Raw genomic sequence first — 16,522 nt, forward strand, 5'->3', positions numbered from 1 at the left:
TACCCATGTTAATGAATTATTTCAGGACTGCCATCAGGCATCTGCTTCACAACAAGGCATATAGCTTCATCAATATGATAGGGTTAAGCCTCGGCCTTGCCTGTGCAATGCTGATCATTTTATATGTAAAAGACGAGATCAGCTACGACCGCTTTCATAGGAACGTTACGAAGATATATCGCATTGACAGAAAAATAGTCAGGGCAAATGGCGGGATGGCAAAAGGAAGTTATACCGGTTATTTCCAGGGACCACGGTTTAAGGCAGATATACCGGAAATAGAAGATTTCGTTCGCCTGCAGCCAGGCCAGGTGGATATCAGGCGGGGAACGGATATCCAATCGCAGGAAGTAAGTTACGTCGATCCCGATTTTTTTTCCGTATTTAATTTTCCTCTGTTAAGCGGGGGCCCGGGCGCCCTGCGGGAACTCCATTCAGTAGTGATTACTGAAGACATGGCCAAAGCTCAATTTGGCACTACGAACGCAATGGGTAAGATCCTGTTGCTTAAGGAAAAGGATGCTTTTGTACCTTATGTGGTTAGCGGAGTAGCAAGAAATTGTCCGCAGAACTCTTCTATAAAATTCCAGGTTTTATTACCGCTAAATATATCAGCATCAACAGAAAATCTGAACGAAAACTGGTTTAATTTCAACCTGAATACATTTGTCGTGCTTCGTGCCGATGCAGACACAAAGGCTGTAGACGCCAAAATGCAGAAAGTGTTTCTGGCAGATGCGAAAGAATCCATAAAAATGATCCGGGAAAAATACGGCATTAAGAATTTGGGGATCTCTTATTTTCTGCAACCACTCACTGACATTCACCTGAATAAAGAAATCAGTGCTGAAGGAGGTCTTTCCGATGCAAGCGATCCGATGTTTTCTTATATCCTTTCCGGGATTGCCCTTTTTATTCTACTGATTGCCTGTATCAATTTTGTTAACCTGACGGTAGCCCACTCCTTAAAACGGGCAAAGGAAATCGGTATACGAAAAGTGGTTGGCGGAGGAAGGAATCAATTAATCCTGCAATTCCTGGGCGAATCGTTGTTGCTTTGTTTTGCAGCCTTCCTGTTAGCCATCTTTATAGCCCAGCTATTATTGCCTGTGTTTAACCAGTTATCAAATAAAGCCCTGGCTTTTTCCTATTTACTGGACACAAAACTTGTTTCAGGCTATATTGTACTTTTCCTGGTTACCGGTTCATTAGCAGGTATTTATCCGGCGCTGGTGTTGTCTGGCTATCAGCCAGTGCAAACACTCTACAGCCGCTTTATGCCGGCCGGTAAAAATTATCTGCAGAAATCCCTGGTTGTATTTCAGTTTGTACTTGCCTCCTTTTTGATCATGGCAACATTCACCCTTTTCTTTCAGTTGAATTATATGTCTTTGCAGAAATTAGGCTATAATGATACTGACCTGGTGATGGTAGAAAACTGGGGCATGACCCGCAATGAAGCGGAAATGTTCAAAACAGCGTTAATGAAAAATCCGGCTATTATTGGCGTGGCGCCTAAGAACCCAGGTACACCCGGCACAACTGTTAAGATAAATAATGGAACGGACATTAATATTGCTTATGAGACAGTTGATGAGGCTTATCTGTCATTGTTAAAGATCCCAATTGCGCAGGGAAGAAATTTTTCGCCTGACTTTCCTGCTGATTCATCACATTCAGTTTTGGTGAATGAAACTTTTGTAAAAGAGGCCGGCTGGAAAGATCCAATCGGGCAAGAGGTTCGTTTTTACGACCCCGAAGGGAAGTTTACTGTGGTGGGCGTAGTAAAAGATCATCACTACAGACCGTTGACGGCAAAAATAGCCCCTCAGTTATTTACAATGAATCCCGACAACCGGTTTGGCATGTTTTATATAAAAATAGCGCCCCACAGTGAACAGAAGAGTCTTTCCTATATAGAAAGTGTATTTAAAAAGATTTTCCCACTGACACCTTATTCCTATGACTATAAAGACCGTGTGAATGCGGAAAGTTATGAAGCAGAAAAGAAATGGAAGCAAATGGTATTATTCGGGGCTGTGCTTACCATTTTTATTTCCTGCATAGGGCTGTTTGGTCTATCGATCTTATCTACGGAAAAACGAACGAAGGAAATCGGTATACGGAAAGTATTGGGCGCTTCTGTCAGTAGCATAGTATCTACCCTGTCCGGCGACTTTTTAAAGTTGGTCATCATTGCCCTACTGGTGTCAATGCCAACTGCATGGATAGCTGCCAATAAGTGGCTGGAGAATTATCCGTACCATATTACAATAAGCTGGTGGATGTTTGCTCTTGCCGGCCTGATCGTCTTGTTTATTTCAATGACAACCGTCAGCTTCCAGGCGATAAAAGCAGCGTTCAGCAACCCGGTAAAAAGTTTGAGATCAGAATAAATCTGTATGCTATTTTTAAAACGATACCCTCGCTATGACAAAGAAAAACATTAAGACCTTTTTTCAGGCAATCCGGGATAGTGACTTACAGAAAGTAGCTGAACTTATCGATACCAACAAAGCGTACATTAATATTTGCAATGTATCGCCGCCTAAGAAAGACGATGGGCAATCGGGCCTTCAGGTCGCATTTAAAACAGGGAATTTTGACATTGCAAAACTGTTGATTGCACAAGGATCTGAAGTTAATTTTATTGAAAAATCGGCTATTAATGAGTGGACTACCCCAGTTCTTCATGACTGCATCAGAGCGACAATTTTCAATACGCATACATTACAAAAGGACATTAGCGTATTTAATAATGCCATCTCACTTTTGCAATTAATGCTGCGCCAAAAGGCAGACCCCAATATTGCCGATTCTTATGGTAACAACTGCTTGCATAGAGCCATTATGGACGCAAGACAAATGATTGTCAATCCAAACGCTGAGCTAAATGATGGAATACTATTAGAACAATTAAGAGCTGTGTTTAAAGCATTAATAAATTCAGGTGCAGATATAAACCGGCATAGCGAAAAAAGGCCCAGTGCTGCAAATATGTTAGCAAATTTTAGAATGGAACAATATCAATTATGGTAATTTTATTTATTTCCTCATCGAATGTACTAATCATCCAATCCCTTTCCATTGAGAATTTGCTGCATATATTTTTCAACCCTTGACTCCCGTGTTTTAGATTGTTTGGGTGCAGAAAAATAAAGATTGTATCCTCTTTGCCGTCCTGGCGTCAATGCATCAAAAGCGGCTTTCAAGGCAGGGTTTTCATCTAATTTATTTTGAAATTCTTCAGGAATGATGAATGCTGTAGTCTTTTTAAAATTCACTTTCAAACCGGCTTTTTCCATTTCAATGGCTTCATAAATATAGGCTTTCAAGATGGGTTTCATCTTAACTATTTCCCGAACATTGGCGAACCGCATCTGGCGCGCCGACTGTACATTCTCCGTTTGTTGGATCAGGATACCATTGGCATCATTTAACAAGGCACCTTTGAAAAACAAAATCGCACAGTATTCTTTAAACGCGTGTATTAAAACTATGTTACTGTTCTGAAATGAGTAACAAGGAACACCCCATTTCAAATCTTCGGTCAGCCCACAGTCAAGAACGATCAGTCTCAATTGCTCCAGTTCTTTCTCCCACTTTTCGGATTTATTAAAATAAAAATCAACTTTAGGATTCATGCTATCATTTATTAAAATTAACTGAAATAATTTTTCTATCTGTAGGTCTGAAATACCACGATACCACAGTCAGGATTAGCAATAGTAACGAAGGAAATATTTCATTCACGGTACCCGATGCGATATGTGAAAATGCCGCTCCCGACATGGCAAAGAAAAAGCCTGCATAAGCCCATTCCTTTAGTAAAGGGAATTTAGGAATAAGCAATACTGCAACTCCCAAAATTTTCCAAACACCCAGTATTGTTAGAAAATAGGCAGGATAGCCCAAATGTGTAATAAAATCTCCTTCCACTTTCACTTTGAATAACTGTACCATTCCGGTTGATACCATTCCTAATGAAAGCCAGATCGTAGCAATCCAATAGATAATTTTATTTCTCATTGTTATAATGTGTTATTTTAATTTGCTTACGATGTCCTGTAATCGGTTATGTGCCATATTTAAGCCTGGAGCAAAGCCCATTTGTACCATTTGGTCTCTGAGTGCGACTGATTTATATACTATATGCATCCTGAGTTTACTGGTGTCGTCAGTAAGTTGTTCAAATTCTAAGAACTCAAGCTGGGCGGCAAAAGGCGCATTCTCCATTTCAAATGTCCGTGTTATTTTCTGGTTCGGGACAAACTCATGGATTACCCCATTGGCCTGAAATACCACGTTTCCTTTAGTATCTGTTGTTTCAAATTGGTAACTGCCATGCTTTTTACTTTCCAGTTTCAGCACTTTCGTTCCCATCCATTGCTCTACTATTTCTGGCTCTACATACGCTTTAAAAAGTAATTCCAATGGCAAATCAAATTCCCTTGTAATCACTAATTCCTGTTTGCCGTCTTCCGCATTGATTTTTGTTTTCCGTTCCATATTATTCTATTTTTTTGATTTGTATTTTTGCATGATGGTTTCTAATTTATTAAACCTGTCATCCCACATATTGCGGAATGGTTCAATAAAGTCGGCTATTGCTTTCATTTTTTTTGCATTAATGTGATAGTAAATTTCCCTGCCGTTTTGCTTTTGATCAAGCAATTCGCACTCAGTGAGTATTTGCAGATGTTTTGAAACTGTTGGTCTTGCTGTGTCAAAGTTTGCCGCTATTGCACCTGCTGTCATGGATTGTGAGGCTACCAACAGCAATATAGCCCTTCTTGTCGGGTCTGCTATGGCCTGAAATACATCTCGTCTCAAATTCATTGCGTAGCTATTTGACTACAAATATATATGTAGTTATCTAACTACGCAAATATTTTTTGAAAGTTTCCAGGAAAACAAAATGATGCTGACTTGAGCGGTGTTGGTGAGGCGTTGGCTGTAAGCAACATCACTCCATCTTCAAACTCTTTATGGGATTCGTCAATGCTGCTTTTACGGATTGGAAAATCACGGTGATCATTGTAATAAAAATGGCTAATGCTCCTGCAGTACAAAACATCCACCAGCTCAGGTGAATTCTGTAGGCAAAATTCTCCAACCACTTATTCATCATATACCAGGAAAGAGGAGATGCAATAATGATGGCTATTATTACCAGCCGGATAAATTCTTTTGAAAGTAATGCAGTCACGGAGCTAACTGATGCACCGAGTACTTTTCGTATGCCTATTTCCTTGGTACGTTGTTCAGCAGAAAAAATAGCCAGCCCTAACAGGCCCAGACAGGCGATCAAAATAGCAATGACGGTGAAATAAATGACGATGCGGGATGTCAGTTGCTCCTTTTCATAATTCCTTTGGAAATCCTGGTCCAGGAAAGAATAAATAAAGGGGGATTGAGGAATGACTTTTTTCCAGGATACCTCCAGGTTTGCCAATAGACCGGTATAATCGGTTGCGCTGAAATTGGCGATCATGTAACTGTACTTATTGACGAATAATGCATGCGTAAAGCCTAAAGGTTTTATTGGGCTATGCAAGCTTTCAAAATTATAATCCCTGACTACCCCAATGATTTGCATGGAAAAGTGATTGTTTGCCAGGTCGGATTGTATTTTCTTTCCAATGGCATTATCGATGGTATAACCCAATTTTTTAACTGCTGATTCGTTGAGAATAATGCCTGTCGAATCAGCCCTGGAATTCCCGGAAAATGTTCTGCCGCTCAACAGTTTAATCCCAAGGGTCTCAAAATAACCACCATCAATTGCAGACAACTCAACATCAACCACGTCATTGACTGTTTTGCCTTCTCCATAAAAAAGAAGGTCGTTCACGTTGGGAATACCCGGATAAGTTGAGCCGCAGGTGACCGTTTTTATTTGGGGATTTTTCAGGATCTCATCCCTGAGCAGGGTGTAGTTGCTTTCGGAATTATTAAATCCCACTTGCAGGGGCAATATGATCTGCCGGGTTTTATTGAACCCAAGCTGTTGGTTTTTAAATAAATCCAATTGTTGCCAGATAACGATGGCAGCCAGGATAAGGCAAATGGAAATAGTGAACTGGAATACAACCAGGCCTTTCCGAATTACTGATGATGATAAACTATTCTTCATCTTTCCTTTGAGTACGGAAACCGGCATGAATGCGGACAGGTAGAAAGCCGGGTAAAATCCTGCCAGCAACCCGGTGGATAAAGTGAGCACCATAACACATAACAAGAGTCGGGGATTATCCATCATCTGCATGTGTTTTTGCGTGAGACGATTAAACACAGGCAGCAATATAGATACTATGATCAGCGCAATGACCAGTGCTGCCAATGACATAACAATGGATTCACCCAGGAATTGCCGGATCAGGGAACGCTTTCCTGCACCCATTACTTTTCGCACACCTACTTCTTTGCCCCTTTTTTCAGAACGCGCTGTGGAGAGGTTCATAAAATTGATACAGGCAATCAGTAGTATAAAAACAGCGATCGAACCCAGTATGTACAAATAGGTTATGTTTCCGTTGGCCGCTATTTCATTTCCGAGAGCAGAATGTAAATAGATATCCTGCATCGGTTGGATAAAGAGGCTTTTTGAAATACCGGCTGCTTTCAGGTCCTTGCTGGCACGGAGTTCAAAGAGGCGCTTCAGCTTTTGTAGAAACACCTCTGAGTTAGTGTGTTCTTTTAATTTCACGTAAGTGAAAAAAACATTGTTGAATGCCCAGGATGTCTGCCCTTCCACCCATTTTCCCATATCGTTATTACGCATGGAAAGGAAGAAGTTGGCAGGGATATGGGATTTGTACCTGCTTTTATTAAAAACACCATACACCGTGTAGGTAAAGCCACCCATAGGCGTATTAACCATTATAAGTTTACCGATAGGATTATTGTTACCGAAGAATTTATGTGCGAGTTCATCAGAAATCACCATGCTGTTGGGCTGGTTGAGTGCCGTTGCTGTATTGCCATAAGTAAAATCATAGGTGAAGATCTGGAAGAAGGTCGAATCAACATAATAACCATTCGGTTCAAGGAATTCTTTGCGATCCGAATGATCCTCATATTTCAATACCATTTTTTCAATGTCGGGGAAGGTCAACAACCGTGTGACTTGTTCCACCTCCGGCAAATCACTTTTCACGTCCCATGCAACGGGTGCAGCGGCGGCTGCCCAACTTTCGTTGTTGCTGGACACAGATGCAATCCGGAAAATTCTTTCTCCGTCTTTATGATGCTTATCAAAACTGCTTTCATCAAAAATATAAAGCAGGATCAGCAGGCAGGTTACCAACCCAACTGATAAACCAAAGATGTTGATGAACGAGAACACTTTGTTCCTGGCAAAATTCCTGAAAGCGATTTTTAAATAATTCTTAAACATAGTGGTTCTATATTTTTAAGATGCAAAAGGGCACATGGTCAGATGGCTGTTCAATAAAAATGCCATGCTTCCAGTTGCTTATTTGTCAGCGAATTAAACAGTAACGATGGCGTTGAATTGTGCGATAATGATACAATCAACTGTTCATTTATGGACGCTTGAATTGTACTGCGCAGCTAAATCTACGGATGTAAGCTTCTCCTACACTGATCTGGACGATATTGTTACAGATGAACGAACTATTCAACATCTACTGAAAAAATAATATGCAAAAGCTATCATTTGAACTAACAAATGTGAAATTATAGATAAGACTTCATCTTGCATGTAGGGGGATGTAGGTTCATGATTTCCCCGTGGGCTTACTTCTATCGGACAACAATGCTTTTAATCTATTAATGGGAATATTCAATCTCTGGAAATTTCCTTTGAATCTCCAGTGTTGCACCGGTTGAATCTTTTAAATAGGTATCAAAAAAATGGTTAATACAGTATGTAGTTATGGCCATTTGCCGGCGTCCATCCAGGTGTATAATACCCAATGAATGCAATACGCTCATTATCATCGGAATCTTTAGCAATGCGCCGTCATCACTAAACCTAAAGTGACTTGCACCGTGGATCATTAGCCACGATCTGCGGTCAGTAGATTGCCGGTTGTACACCAGGCGAATGTTCGCAATAACCTGGCTCGTTACTGAATCCGGATCACTACTGTGCTCGCTCGTCAGGAACATAAATGGCTGAGTAATACTATCGTTAATGACTTCCCCCTGCGGTGCTCCGTCCACATCAATTCCTGCCTTACATCGGGAATCGTCATAACAGAATTGTAAGGCAGTAGCTCCGCCAAGCGAATGGCCAACTACGCCAACCCGCTCCATGTCCAGCCGGCCACGAAATTTGCCTGAAGAGTCAGATCCATTCAGGTGTTGGAGCTGATCAAGCGCATACCTCATGTCAGCGCTCCAGGCCTTCACCAGTTTTTCGGCCAGTTGTTTCTGCTGACTTCCGCTATACATATCTGCATTATTTTTTGAAGATATTTCAACCACTCGTCCATCGGGGAACACCGATACAGCACTTCTGTAAGGTGCATCGAAACCCACCACCACATAGCCATTACTTGCCAGGTCTTCTGCAATGCTTGTATAGCCCGTTACTAAGGCTGCCAGCCCGGCTCGCAGGATAATTACCGGATAATGATTTTTTTCTGGCGATAAGTCTGCATCAGGAATACTGTGGGTTCGAACTCTTGACAAGTCGCGCGTAAGCATTTTATTTATGAGCATGCCCCGTTGGTGCTCAACGGCTTTCCTCCAGGCTAATGGTAAATATGCTGCAAAAGATGGAGAAGGTTGTTGTGGTAGTGCAGGATACCATATCCAGGCGATGAGTTCCCGCTTTGTTCCTGGTTTAGTTGCCATGGAGTCCACCTTTGTACTGTCTTTCCAGACAAAGGATGTACGTCCGACTGCAAATGGGCCTGAAGGCGTGGGAAGTGCGGTATCTCTACGGCTGTCGAGGAACATCAGGCCAATTATAATTGCAAGTAAGACTAAGCCAATAAGAGCACTCTTTAATATGATTTTGGTTGTTATCCGGGCAAACAATTGGGTTCGTCTCAGCAATTTGGAATGTTCCATAATGACATCAGTAGTTTTTATAATAATTTGTCAATGAGTTGGAGTTGCTTTTCTTTTAAAAATACATAAATTCTGATAACGTACTATATAAAAATAGCAGCTAGAGTTATCTTGTTCCATCTTTTGATAATGCTTAAATAAGGTATACGCACAGTAAGATCCATCTGTTTTTATGTAAAGATGGTTCCATCACTTCAGGTTTACAAGACGCATATTACCGGTTGTATACTAAAAAAATGAACAAATATTTCCACAAGAATACACTACGCTAATAGACTGCGTAGTTGCCAGTTACCTTAGCTAAATGAATAACCATTATTAAAGAGATATACTGAGGAATCTCCACTCAGCACTGGTTTTAGCTGATAGTAGTTTAATTGTACCCATCTGTAAATTGTTAACATCCAAAATAATAGCAACTATGAAAACAAATTGTTTGTATTACCGTTTTATTTGTCTTTTTTTCCTTGTCAGTTTGCTGGCCTGTAACAAAAAAGATGCACCTGTTCCAGACATTGCCCCGGTATCGAAAGAATCGGCATTAAAAGCCTTAACACAGCTATCGGGAGGAGATGCTGCAGTACCTCTTTCATGGTATCAACTGGAATTAAAACTCATTAAAGAAAGCACCGGATTTAGTCCGCCGGTAGCTGCCAGAGCTATTGCCTATACCGGTATTACGCTGCATGAAGTGGTAGTAGTAGGAAAAAGAGGCCCTGCTTTAAGCGGGCAGCTGAATGGTCTGCAATATGTTCCCACACCTGAAAGATGGAAAAAATATAATTGGGCTATTGCCGCCAATAGCGCCATGGCGCAGATTATCAGAAATTTGTTTCCAAATGCGAGTGTTGAAAATCTTAACCTGATTACTCAACTGGAAAACGATAACCTACAGGCACTTTCTGATAGCTGCACGCAGGATGTCACCACGCGTTCCATAAACTATGGTAAGTTAGTAGCCAGCGCTATTTACCAGTGGTCAACTACTGATGGCGGTAAAGACGGTTATTTGAATAACTTTCCCACTGATTATATTCCTCCGGTAGGTCCTGGTCTTTGGATACCAACACCACCGGCTTTCCAGCGTGCCATGCTGCCATATTGGGGAAACAACCGCCCAATGGTAAAACCATCAACACCGGATTTGGCGGATATACAACCGCCTGCCTATTCAACAGATACTACTTCCACATTTTATCAGGCCGCTCATTTTGTATACCAGACAAGAAAAACATTGACACCTGAACAGACCCTCATTGCCAAATACTGGGCAGATGGCGGCGGTACTTTCACTCCTCCCGGACACTTGCTTGCTATTACAGCCCAGTTGGTAAACGACCAGCAGCTTGATCTTGAAGCAGCAGCCACGCTTTTTGCACAGGTGGGAATTGGATTAAATGATGCAGGTATTCTTTGCTGGAAATATAAATACCAGTACAACCTGCTTCGCCCGATTACTTATATCCGTGCAAATATAGATAGCAGTTGGGCGCCGCTGATAGGTACTCCTCCTTTCCCCTCCTACACTTCCGGACACGCTACTTTTACCGGTGCCACCGGCTATATTTTAGCAGCTTACTTTGGTAACAGCTTCTCTTTTACAGATAACCAGAAAGTACCGGAGGGTTTTGTTCCCCGCTCTTTTAATAACTTCCTGGACATGATAAACGAAGCTGCCATTTCGAGAGTGTATGGCGGCATTCATTACCAGTTTGATAGCGAAACAGGCAAACAAACAGGTAAGGATATAGCAGGGCGTGTATTGGCATTAAAGTATTAAGTGAAGCATTGTTTTTAATAACTCATTTCCATGAAATGAAACGGCAGCATGTAATACATGCTGCCGTTTCATTTCATGGAAATGTATTTTACCGCTTATTCCAGTCATCTACTGTTAGTCCTTTTTTTGTGCAAATTACTGGACAAGAAACTCCTTAAAAGAATAGAATATATTGAAGCCCTACCGGAAGAGGAGAAAGAAAAAATTTATTACTTCATCGATATGGCCATTACGTACAACAAAACTAAAAAAGCATACTCCCGGTATTCAGTAAAGTCGCAAGAATCGGGTTTTCTACAATGAAGCATTAAGGTAAATTTGGTTATAAATTAATATCTATATGCATCAATTAAGCGAACCACCAATTCTCTATTTCGGCACACCAGTAGTGTTGATTACCACCTCTAATACCGACGGGACATATAACATTGCACCTATTTCATCTATTTTCTGGCTTGGTTGGCGCGCCATAATCGGTATATCGGCTTTCTCGAAAACAACTGAAAATATCCGTCGTACTGGCGAATGCGCCCTGAACCTCCCTTCTGTTTATCAGGCTGCTGCCGTCAATCGCTTAGCGCTAACAACCGGTACTTTCCCTGTTCCGATCGGCAAAGCACAGAAAGGCTACACCTATGAGGCTAAGAAATTTGACCTGGCCCAACTTACACCTATACAATCCGAAACAGTTAGTGCACCAAGAGTGGCAGAATGTCCGGTACAAATGGAGGCTGTAATGGAGAACTTGCATGGAATTGCGGAGGACGAGGAGAAACAGCGTGGACGGCTAGTTACTATTGAGCTACGTATTCAGCGCGTATATCTTGATGAATTGATCCTAATGGAAGGAAATTCCAATCGGGTTGACCCGAATAAGTGGCGACCGCTCATAATGAGCTTTCAACAATTTTATGGTCTGGGTGAACAGGTGCATGTCTCTACTTTATCATCCATATCTGAGGATTTATATCGTAGTCCTGATGTTGAACGGGCAAAGAATTTTACAAAATTAGTCAAGCCTACATAAGCCAACGAGCAATTGCATCTATGTATAACAGTAAGAATATTCTACTTTTGCTTAGTGATCCAGATGTGAGGAAGCAGTTGATGGGATGATCAGCGATAACAGTCATGACGTGTCTGAGCCATGTGTATGGGTTGATACCGTGGAGTTTGCAGGTGCCGACAAGACTATATAACATGGCGGATCTGGCTGCAGCTTCATGAGATCCTACAAATAAGTAATTTTTACGTCCGATTACAACGGACCTTATAAATCGTTCTGCAGCGTTATTATCAGGCATAAGCATACCGTTATGCACATACGCACTTAGATTGTCCCATCTTTTGATACTGTATGCCATGGCTTTACTGTGATTAAAGACGTAGGACGAAACGCTTACAAACTATTTTTTAAAATACCCCCAATAAATCTATTATTTTGAGAGAGATCACGCTACACGCGAGTATAGATACCTACATATTATTTCGCAAGAATAAGAACCAACAACAAAACTAAAAAAGCATACTCACGATAAATAGAAAGAGGCTGTATCATAAAACAATGAGGCTGTATCAAAAGTAATTTGAAAGACTTGAGAATCGCGTAAACGAATTTTCTCTCCATCAGGTGTACCCGAATAAAATCGGGTAAAAATTACTTTTGATACAGCCTCATTGTTTTATGCCTTTACACTATTCAATTCTTCGTTATTAATTCATGAAAAATTGCTCCTATCCATAATGCTCCTATTATAAAAATACACAATCCGAATATCTTATGCTTGGATGCAAAAAAAGTATCGCTCCTAAAACAATTAAAACCGGGCCACTTAAAAAAACCTGGATATATGAATGGAGTGGTAATAATGGGAAGTAATTATAAATAGGTTTATAATCTTGTAAAAAATATAATAAAATTGGATAAACCATGACTATCCCAATGATATACAGGAAAACTAAAACCGTTTTTTTTACCGAAGCAACCATAACTAATGATTTAATTATTCTATTTTCTATCTTTATTAAGGTCAGCTAAAATCCTATTCACAACTGCTTTTAAGGCATAATCATCAATCTTACCATGTTCGTTTGTTACACTGGTAACATCTATATTCACTACCTTAGTTTTACTTCCTTCTTCCTTTTTATTCTTATCTCCATGTGACCTTACCATAGAGGGGTTAGTTTGATATATATTTATATTCTCATCTACATTAGAGGGCACTGTCCTATCAATATTATCGGATTCAGGGCCAGCTGCAGCATCAACTGTAACTAATAAAGAAACGGGAACATTTGCTTTTTTCAATCTCCCCGCTAAATGCGTAGCCATCACTCCTCCGTAGCTATATCCTTGCAATACTACTTTTCCTCCCTCAACATCTTTACCATCATCTTTATTGTAATTTGCTAATACATAATCATAGGCACTTTGAGTCGCATGATCCATACTTTCTGCATTACCATGAAAAGTATCCCAATATTGAGAATAAAAAAATTCTCCCTGCCCACCCTTCTTACTAAGATATTGTTGCTGTACTTGTTGAATAATCAAAGGAACCCCTCCTTTATCCTTTTGCTTAAAAATATCTGCTCCTCCGAAAGCAACCACAACATCACCAGGATCTTGCCCTTTAACATCAATAAATCTAATTGGATTATTATAGGCATAAGCATATGGAGAGATTGATTCGTACTTTTCAACCTTCGGGTCAACTACATGTCATCTACCGATTTGAGGATCTTGCATTCTCGCCCCATAGTCATATAGTTCCAACCCTGATCCATCTCCGAACTCTTTACTCTGTAATTCCTTCCCATTATACTTCAACCTGTTCTCTGCATAATTGCTTCCTTTGAGTGCGTTTGAAGATATCCCACTCATGGTAAGTCCAAACGGATAATAATGCGCCTCTTCCAAAACAGGTCCTGTACTCTGGCCTAGTATTATATTATCAAAGAACACATCCTGCGGACTTTATTGAAATAATCAGGGGTTGCTGGCTTCCCAGAAAAAGACAAACTGACTAGTGACTAAAAAAGCCGCAGGCAAACTCCCTGCGGCTATACAAAATGCCTGACGCGTATCAACAAAAATTAAAGCCCTCGATTTAGAGAAGAAATTACTCTCCATTTATTTTCATTGCAGGAATATTCAAATATTGTGCTTGATCCTCCGCCATTAGCAAAGTTATAATTGTGATTTTTATAGGTTATATAAAAATCCACAATGCTAATTGTAAATTGATTCTTATTTAAAACAGTAAACACTTTCCAGGCATAAATTCCTTTTCTAAAAACTCTTAAATTTTTGTCATCATAAACATTAATAGGCTTAAGACTTAATTTACTTGCTTGTATTTCCTTATTGATAATATTATTCAAAATACTAAAGCCAAAAAAGCCTTTAACTCATAAAAAAGCTACAGCGTTGCCTGTGGCTTTTTTATGAGTTATTTGTAATCACTAAACCTGTATTCTACTATTTAAAATCTTTAGGGAGTGGCTTTAAGGCGTCTTTAAACAAAAAGCCATGTACACTTTTTTCAAAGGTATAAATTAAGCTACTTGTCTGCATTAAATTGACCTGATGTGATGTTAAGTCAACCTTATAACAGATTATACCAACTTGATAATTTTCTCCGACTTTTTCTAAAGGTAAAATCTCTAAAACATAGTCTAAGCTTAACGCCTTATCTCTCTCCACACTTAGATCAATAAACCTTATTTGGGGGCCCTGTTTACCCTTCTTCATCCGCTTGGGGAGGTAATCTTTCTTTAATATTCTAACTTCATCAACGGCAGCAAAGTAAATAGCAATATAGTTGCGTAAATCTTTTAACACATATTCATATGGATCATGAATAACATTCTTTTTCTTATACTCTAAACCAGCTAAAGCAGTAAAAGAAGGTGTAAATACTAAAATAAAAATCAACACCCACTTTGTTAATAATTGACCCCTCATTTCATACCAATTTTAAAGAAAACATTGAAGGGAACAGTAAGGATTGTTCCGCTACCATTATAAACACGTACTTGCTCATCTCTTGTTCCTAAAACATAATGATTCCCTTTTACCGCTGAACCTCCAGGTCGTTCTGACAATGATTGAGCTGTAGGGAGATCTCCCTGACGAGTACCGTTATTCATAAAATCACTTGGCTCCTGGTTAAAAGATGCTACAGACCCATCTGCACGGGAAACAGCACCTGATGGATGAGTATGATACGTTCCGGCAACGTCATCCAAATAGTTACCCTTAGGATCTTCTCCACTGTAAGGATCTACAGTTGCAACCTTGGCTACACCTGGCTCTGCAAACATTCCAGGCTTTGCAGCTATAGCAGCATCTTCACCATTTTTAGTTCCATAAATACCTCCCTCCTCGTGAAATCCGCCATATTTATCACCTGCTTCCGCACTGGGTTGAAGGGACCTGTCAACAGCAGCGGACATTTCTGTTCTTACCTTAGCACTTGGGAGTTGTACTACTGAAGTTAAACCATCCTTATTTACTTTACCATTTTCTTTATTACTAACAGATATAGCTGCTTCATCGCGAACAGTTGAAACAACATATGTCTTATTGTCGTTGATTCCATCTGAACCCAATTTCTTCCCTTCTAGATTATAAAAATCACCAGGTATCATCCCATCTACATCTATAAATCTTATCGGATTATCAAAAGCATAGCTATAAGGTGACCACCTGCGCATCTTCTCTGATAAAGGGTCAATAACCCACCAACGTCCGATTTGGGGATCTTGCATCCTTGCTCCATAGTCATACAACTCCAACCCACTTCCATCTCCAAACTCCTTACTCTGCAACTCCTTCCCATTGTATTTCAAACGATTCTCCGGATAATTCACCCCCTTCAACGCATTCGAACTAATCCCCGCCATCGTCAACCCAAACGGATAATAATGTGTTTCCTCTAACACCGGCCCTGACGTTACGCCCAATATAACATTATCAAAGAACACATCCTGCTGACTTTCATTACTGGTATATACATACAGGAAGCCACTCTTCTTAATAACCATCTTCTCTGTACCTAATGATTGCAATTGATCAGGTTCTCCTTTCACTTGCCGTACTCCACTATTCTCTTCCACTAATTTAAACTGATCATCGAACAACGCAAAATTTAAATAGGCTTTCGGCTTATCTGATTTATTTTGTTCCGGGTCTTTTTCTTTTAAACGTTTGTAATCATTGCTATAGAAATTATTGGTAAATGGAGTAGACTGATTAGCGCTACCTTCACCATGTGCGCCTGTGTTATTGCCAACGCCATTAAATGCCCGCACTAAATCAGCCACCATATCCTCTACATGGGGAGGGTTATCGGAGTTTTTAGGACCATCAGATTTATAAAATGCTTTACCATCTATTTTAATAGTATCACCCGCCATTACCCGTAATACCAGGGAAGGGCCGATTTTTTGACCGCCTGCTTTGGCATTCAGTTTGGCAACAAACTCATTTTTTTGCGTGGTGTTATCCTGGGGATAGCCTACAGGTTTAGCAGTGCGGGTATTATCGATATTGCTGAATAAAGCCGTTTCTGTTGCCGCAGGTGCTGTTTCCATTGTAGCAGCATACATACTAAAATCACTTTGTTCTGTAAGCACCATCCGCACATCTCCCAGGTGGTCTTTTACAAAATAATCGTATACATAGCTGAT

Annotated in this window: 14 protein-coding genes; 4 read left to right on the forward strand and 10 right to left on the reverse strand. The window is 40.2% G+C overall.

Features of this window, described 5'->3' with window-relative positions:
* The first annotated feature begins 5 nt into the window (after positions 1-5).
* Positions 6-2,396: an ABC transporter permease gene (locus CLV51_RS25340; protein WP_106530894.1), complete on the forward strand. Its 2,391-nt coding sequence runs from the start codon at positions 6-8 to the stop codon at positions 2,394-2,396.
* Positions 2,397-2,430: 34 nt separating this feature from the next.
* Positions 2,431-3,039 carry an ankyrin repeat domain-containing protein gene (locus CLV51_RS25345; RefSeq protein WP_106530895.1) on the forward strand — a complete coding sequence of 203 codons (609 nt, stop codon included), beginning with the start codon at positions 2,431-2,433 and terminating at the stop codon, positions 3,037-3,039.
* A 26-nt stretch (positions 3,040-3,065) separates the two neighbouring features.
* Here the strand turns inward: CLV51_RS25345 and CLV51_RS25350 are convergent, their stop codons facing one another.
* The 6 genes from CLV51_RS25350 to CLV51_RS25375 all read right to left on the reverse strand — a co-directional run bounded on the left by CLV51_RS25350 (position 3,066) and on the right by CLV51_RS25375 (position 9,045).
* A complete protein-coding gene (locus tag CLV51_RS25350; protein ID WP_106530896.1) occupies positions 3,066-3,644 on the reverse strand; it encodes a YdeI/OmpD-associated family protein in 579 nt (192 codons plus the stop codon).
* Between the two features lie 4 nt (positions 3,645-3,648).
* Complete coding sequence (locus tag CLV51_RS25355) at positions 3,649-4,029, reverse strand: DoxX family protein (protein ID WP_106530897.1); 381 nt, start codon at positions 4,027-4,029, stop codon at positions 3,649-3,651.
* 12 nt (positions 4,030-4,041) lie between these two features.
* Positions 4,042-4,509: an SRPBCC family protein gene (locus CLV51_RS25360; protein WP_106530898.1), complete on the reverse strand. Its 468-nt coding sequence runs from the start codon at positions 4,507-4,509 to the stop codon at positions 4,042-4,044.
* 6 nt (positions 4,510-4,515) lie between these two features.
* Entirely contained in the window at positions 4,516-4,839 is a 324-nt protein-coding gene (locus CLV51_RS25365; RefSeq protein ID WP_106530899.1) for an ArsR/SmtB family transcription factor, read from the reverse strand.
* A gap of 127 nt (positions 4,840-4,966) precedes the next feature.
* The gene (locus CLV51_RS25370; RefSeq protein WP_106530900.1) at positions 4,967-7,399 is read right to left on the reverse strand and encodes an ABC transporter permease; all 2,433 of its coding nucleotides are present in this window, start codon (positions 7,397-7,399) and stop codon (positions 4,967-4,969) included.
* Between the two features lie 395 nt (positions 7,400-7,794).
* A complete protein-coding gene (locus tag CLV51_RS25375; RefSeq protein ID WP_106530901.1) occupies positions 7,795-9,045 on the reverse strand; it encodes an alpha/beta hydrolase family protein in 1,251 nt (416 codons plus the stop codon).
* Between the two features lie 421 nt (positions 9,046-9,466).
* Between CLV51_RS25375 and CLV51_RS25380 the strand changes: the two genes are divergently transcribed.
* Together CLV51_RS25380 and CLV51_RS25390 are read left to right on the forward strand one after the other, a co-directional pair.
* The gene (locus CLV51_RS25380) at positions 9,467-10,825 is read left to right on the forward strand and encodes a vanadium-dependent haloperoxidase (protein WP_106530902.1); all 1,359 of its coding nucleotides are present in this window, start codon (positions 9,467-9,469) and stop codon (positions 10,823-10,825) included.
* A gap of 340 nt (positions 10,826-11,165) precedes the next feature.
* Positions 11,166-11,852, forward strand: coding sequence for a flavin reductase family protein (locus CLV51_RS25390; RefSeq protein WP_106530904.1), 687 nt, complete (start codon positions 11,166-11,168; stop codon positions 11,850-11,852).
* Here CLV51_RS25390 and CLV51_RS29970 read toward each other — a convergent pair.
* The 4 genes from CLV51_RS29970 to CLV51_RS25415 all read right to left on the reverse strand — a co-directional run.
* The gene (locus CLV51_RS29970) at positions 11,845-12,189 is read right to left on the reverse strand and encodes an IS66 family transposase (protein WP_106530905.1); all 345 of its coding nucleotides are present in this window, start codon (positions 12,187-12,189) and stop codon (positions 11,845-11,847) included. The two genes, CLV51_RS25390 and CLV51_RS29970, sit on opposite strands and share 8 nt — an antisense overlap.
* Before the next feature lie 644 nt (positions 12,190-12,833).
* Positions 12,834-13,439 (reverse strand): hypothetical protein, encoded by a 606-nt coding sequence (locus CLV51_RS25400; protein WP_106530906.1) that lies wholly within the window; start codon positions 13,437-13,439, stop codon positions 12,834-12,836.
* Positions 13,440-14,309: 870 nt separating this feature from the next.
* A complete protein-coding gene (locus CLV51_RS25410) occupies positions 14,310-14,795 on the reverse strand; it encodes a hypothetical protein (RefSeq protein ID WP_106530908.1) in 486 nt (161 codons plus the stop codon).
* On the reverse strand, positions 14,792-16,522 hold a 1,731-nt coding region (locus CLV51_RS25415), incomplete at its 5' end, for an RHS repeat domain-containing protein (RefSeq protein WP_281261540.1). The genes CLV51_RS25415 and CLV51_RS25410, both read right to left, overlap by 4 nt.

It is taken from the genome of Chitinophaga niastensis, assembly GCF_003014755.1.
GTDB lineage: Bacteria > Bacteroidota > Bacteroidia > Chitinophagales > Chitinophagaceae > Chitinophaga > Chitinophaga niastensis.

Excerpts from the sequence above, each read along its gene's own strand:
- CLV51_RS25340 (WP_106530894.1), top strand. The coding sequence starts at position 6 with ATGTTAATGAATTATTTCAGGACTGCCATCAGGCATCTGCTTCACAAC.
- CLV51_RS25345 (WP_106530895.1), top strand. The coding sequence starts at position 2,431 with ATGACAAAGAAAAACATTAAGACCTTTTTTCAGGCAATCCGGGATAGT.
- CLV51_RS25350 (WP_106530896.1), bottom strand. The coding sequence starts at position 3,644 with ATGAATCCTAAAGTTGATTTTTATTTTAATAAATCCGAAAAGTGGGAG.
- CLV51_RS25355 (WP_106530897.1), bottom strand. The coding sequence starts at position 4,029 with ATGAGAAATAAAATTATCTATTGGATTGCTACGATCTGGCTTTCATTA.
- CLV51_RS25360 (WP_106530898.1), bottom strand. The coding sequence starts at position 4,509 with ATGGAACGGAAAACAAAAATCAATGCGGAAGACGGCAAACAGGAATTA.
- CLV51_RS25365 (WP_106530899.1), bottom strand. The coding sequence starts at position 4,839 with ATGAATTTGAGACGAGATGTATTTCAGGCCATAGCAGACCCGACAAGA.
- CLV51_RS25370 (WP_106530900.1), bottom strand. The coding sequence starts at position 7,399 with ATGTTTAAGAATTATTTAAAAATCGCTTTCAGGAATTTTGCCAGGAAC.
- CLV51_RS25375 (WP_106530901.1), bottom strand. The coding sequence starts at position 9,045 with ATGGAACATTCCAAATTGCTGAGACGAACCCAATTGTTTGCCCGGATA.
- CLV51_RS25380 (WP_106530902.1), top strand. The coding sequence starts at position 9,467 with ATGAAAACAAATTGTTTGTATTACCGTTTTATTTGTCTTTTTTTCCTT.
- CLV51_RS25390 (WP_106530904.1), top strand. The coding sequence starts at position 11,166 with ATGCATCAATTAAGCGAACCACCAATTCTCTATTTCGGCACACCAGTA.
- CLV51_RS29970 (WP_106530905.1), bottom strand. The coding sequence starts at position 12,189 with ATGGCATACAGTATCAAAAGATGGGACAATCTAAGTGCGTATGTGCAT.
- CLV51_RS25410 (WP_106530908.1), bottom strand. The coding sequence starts at position 14,795 with ATGAGGGGTCAATTATTAACAAAGTGGGTGTTGATTTTTATTTTAGTA.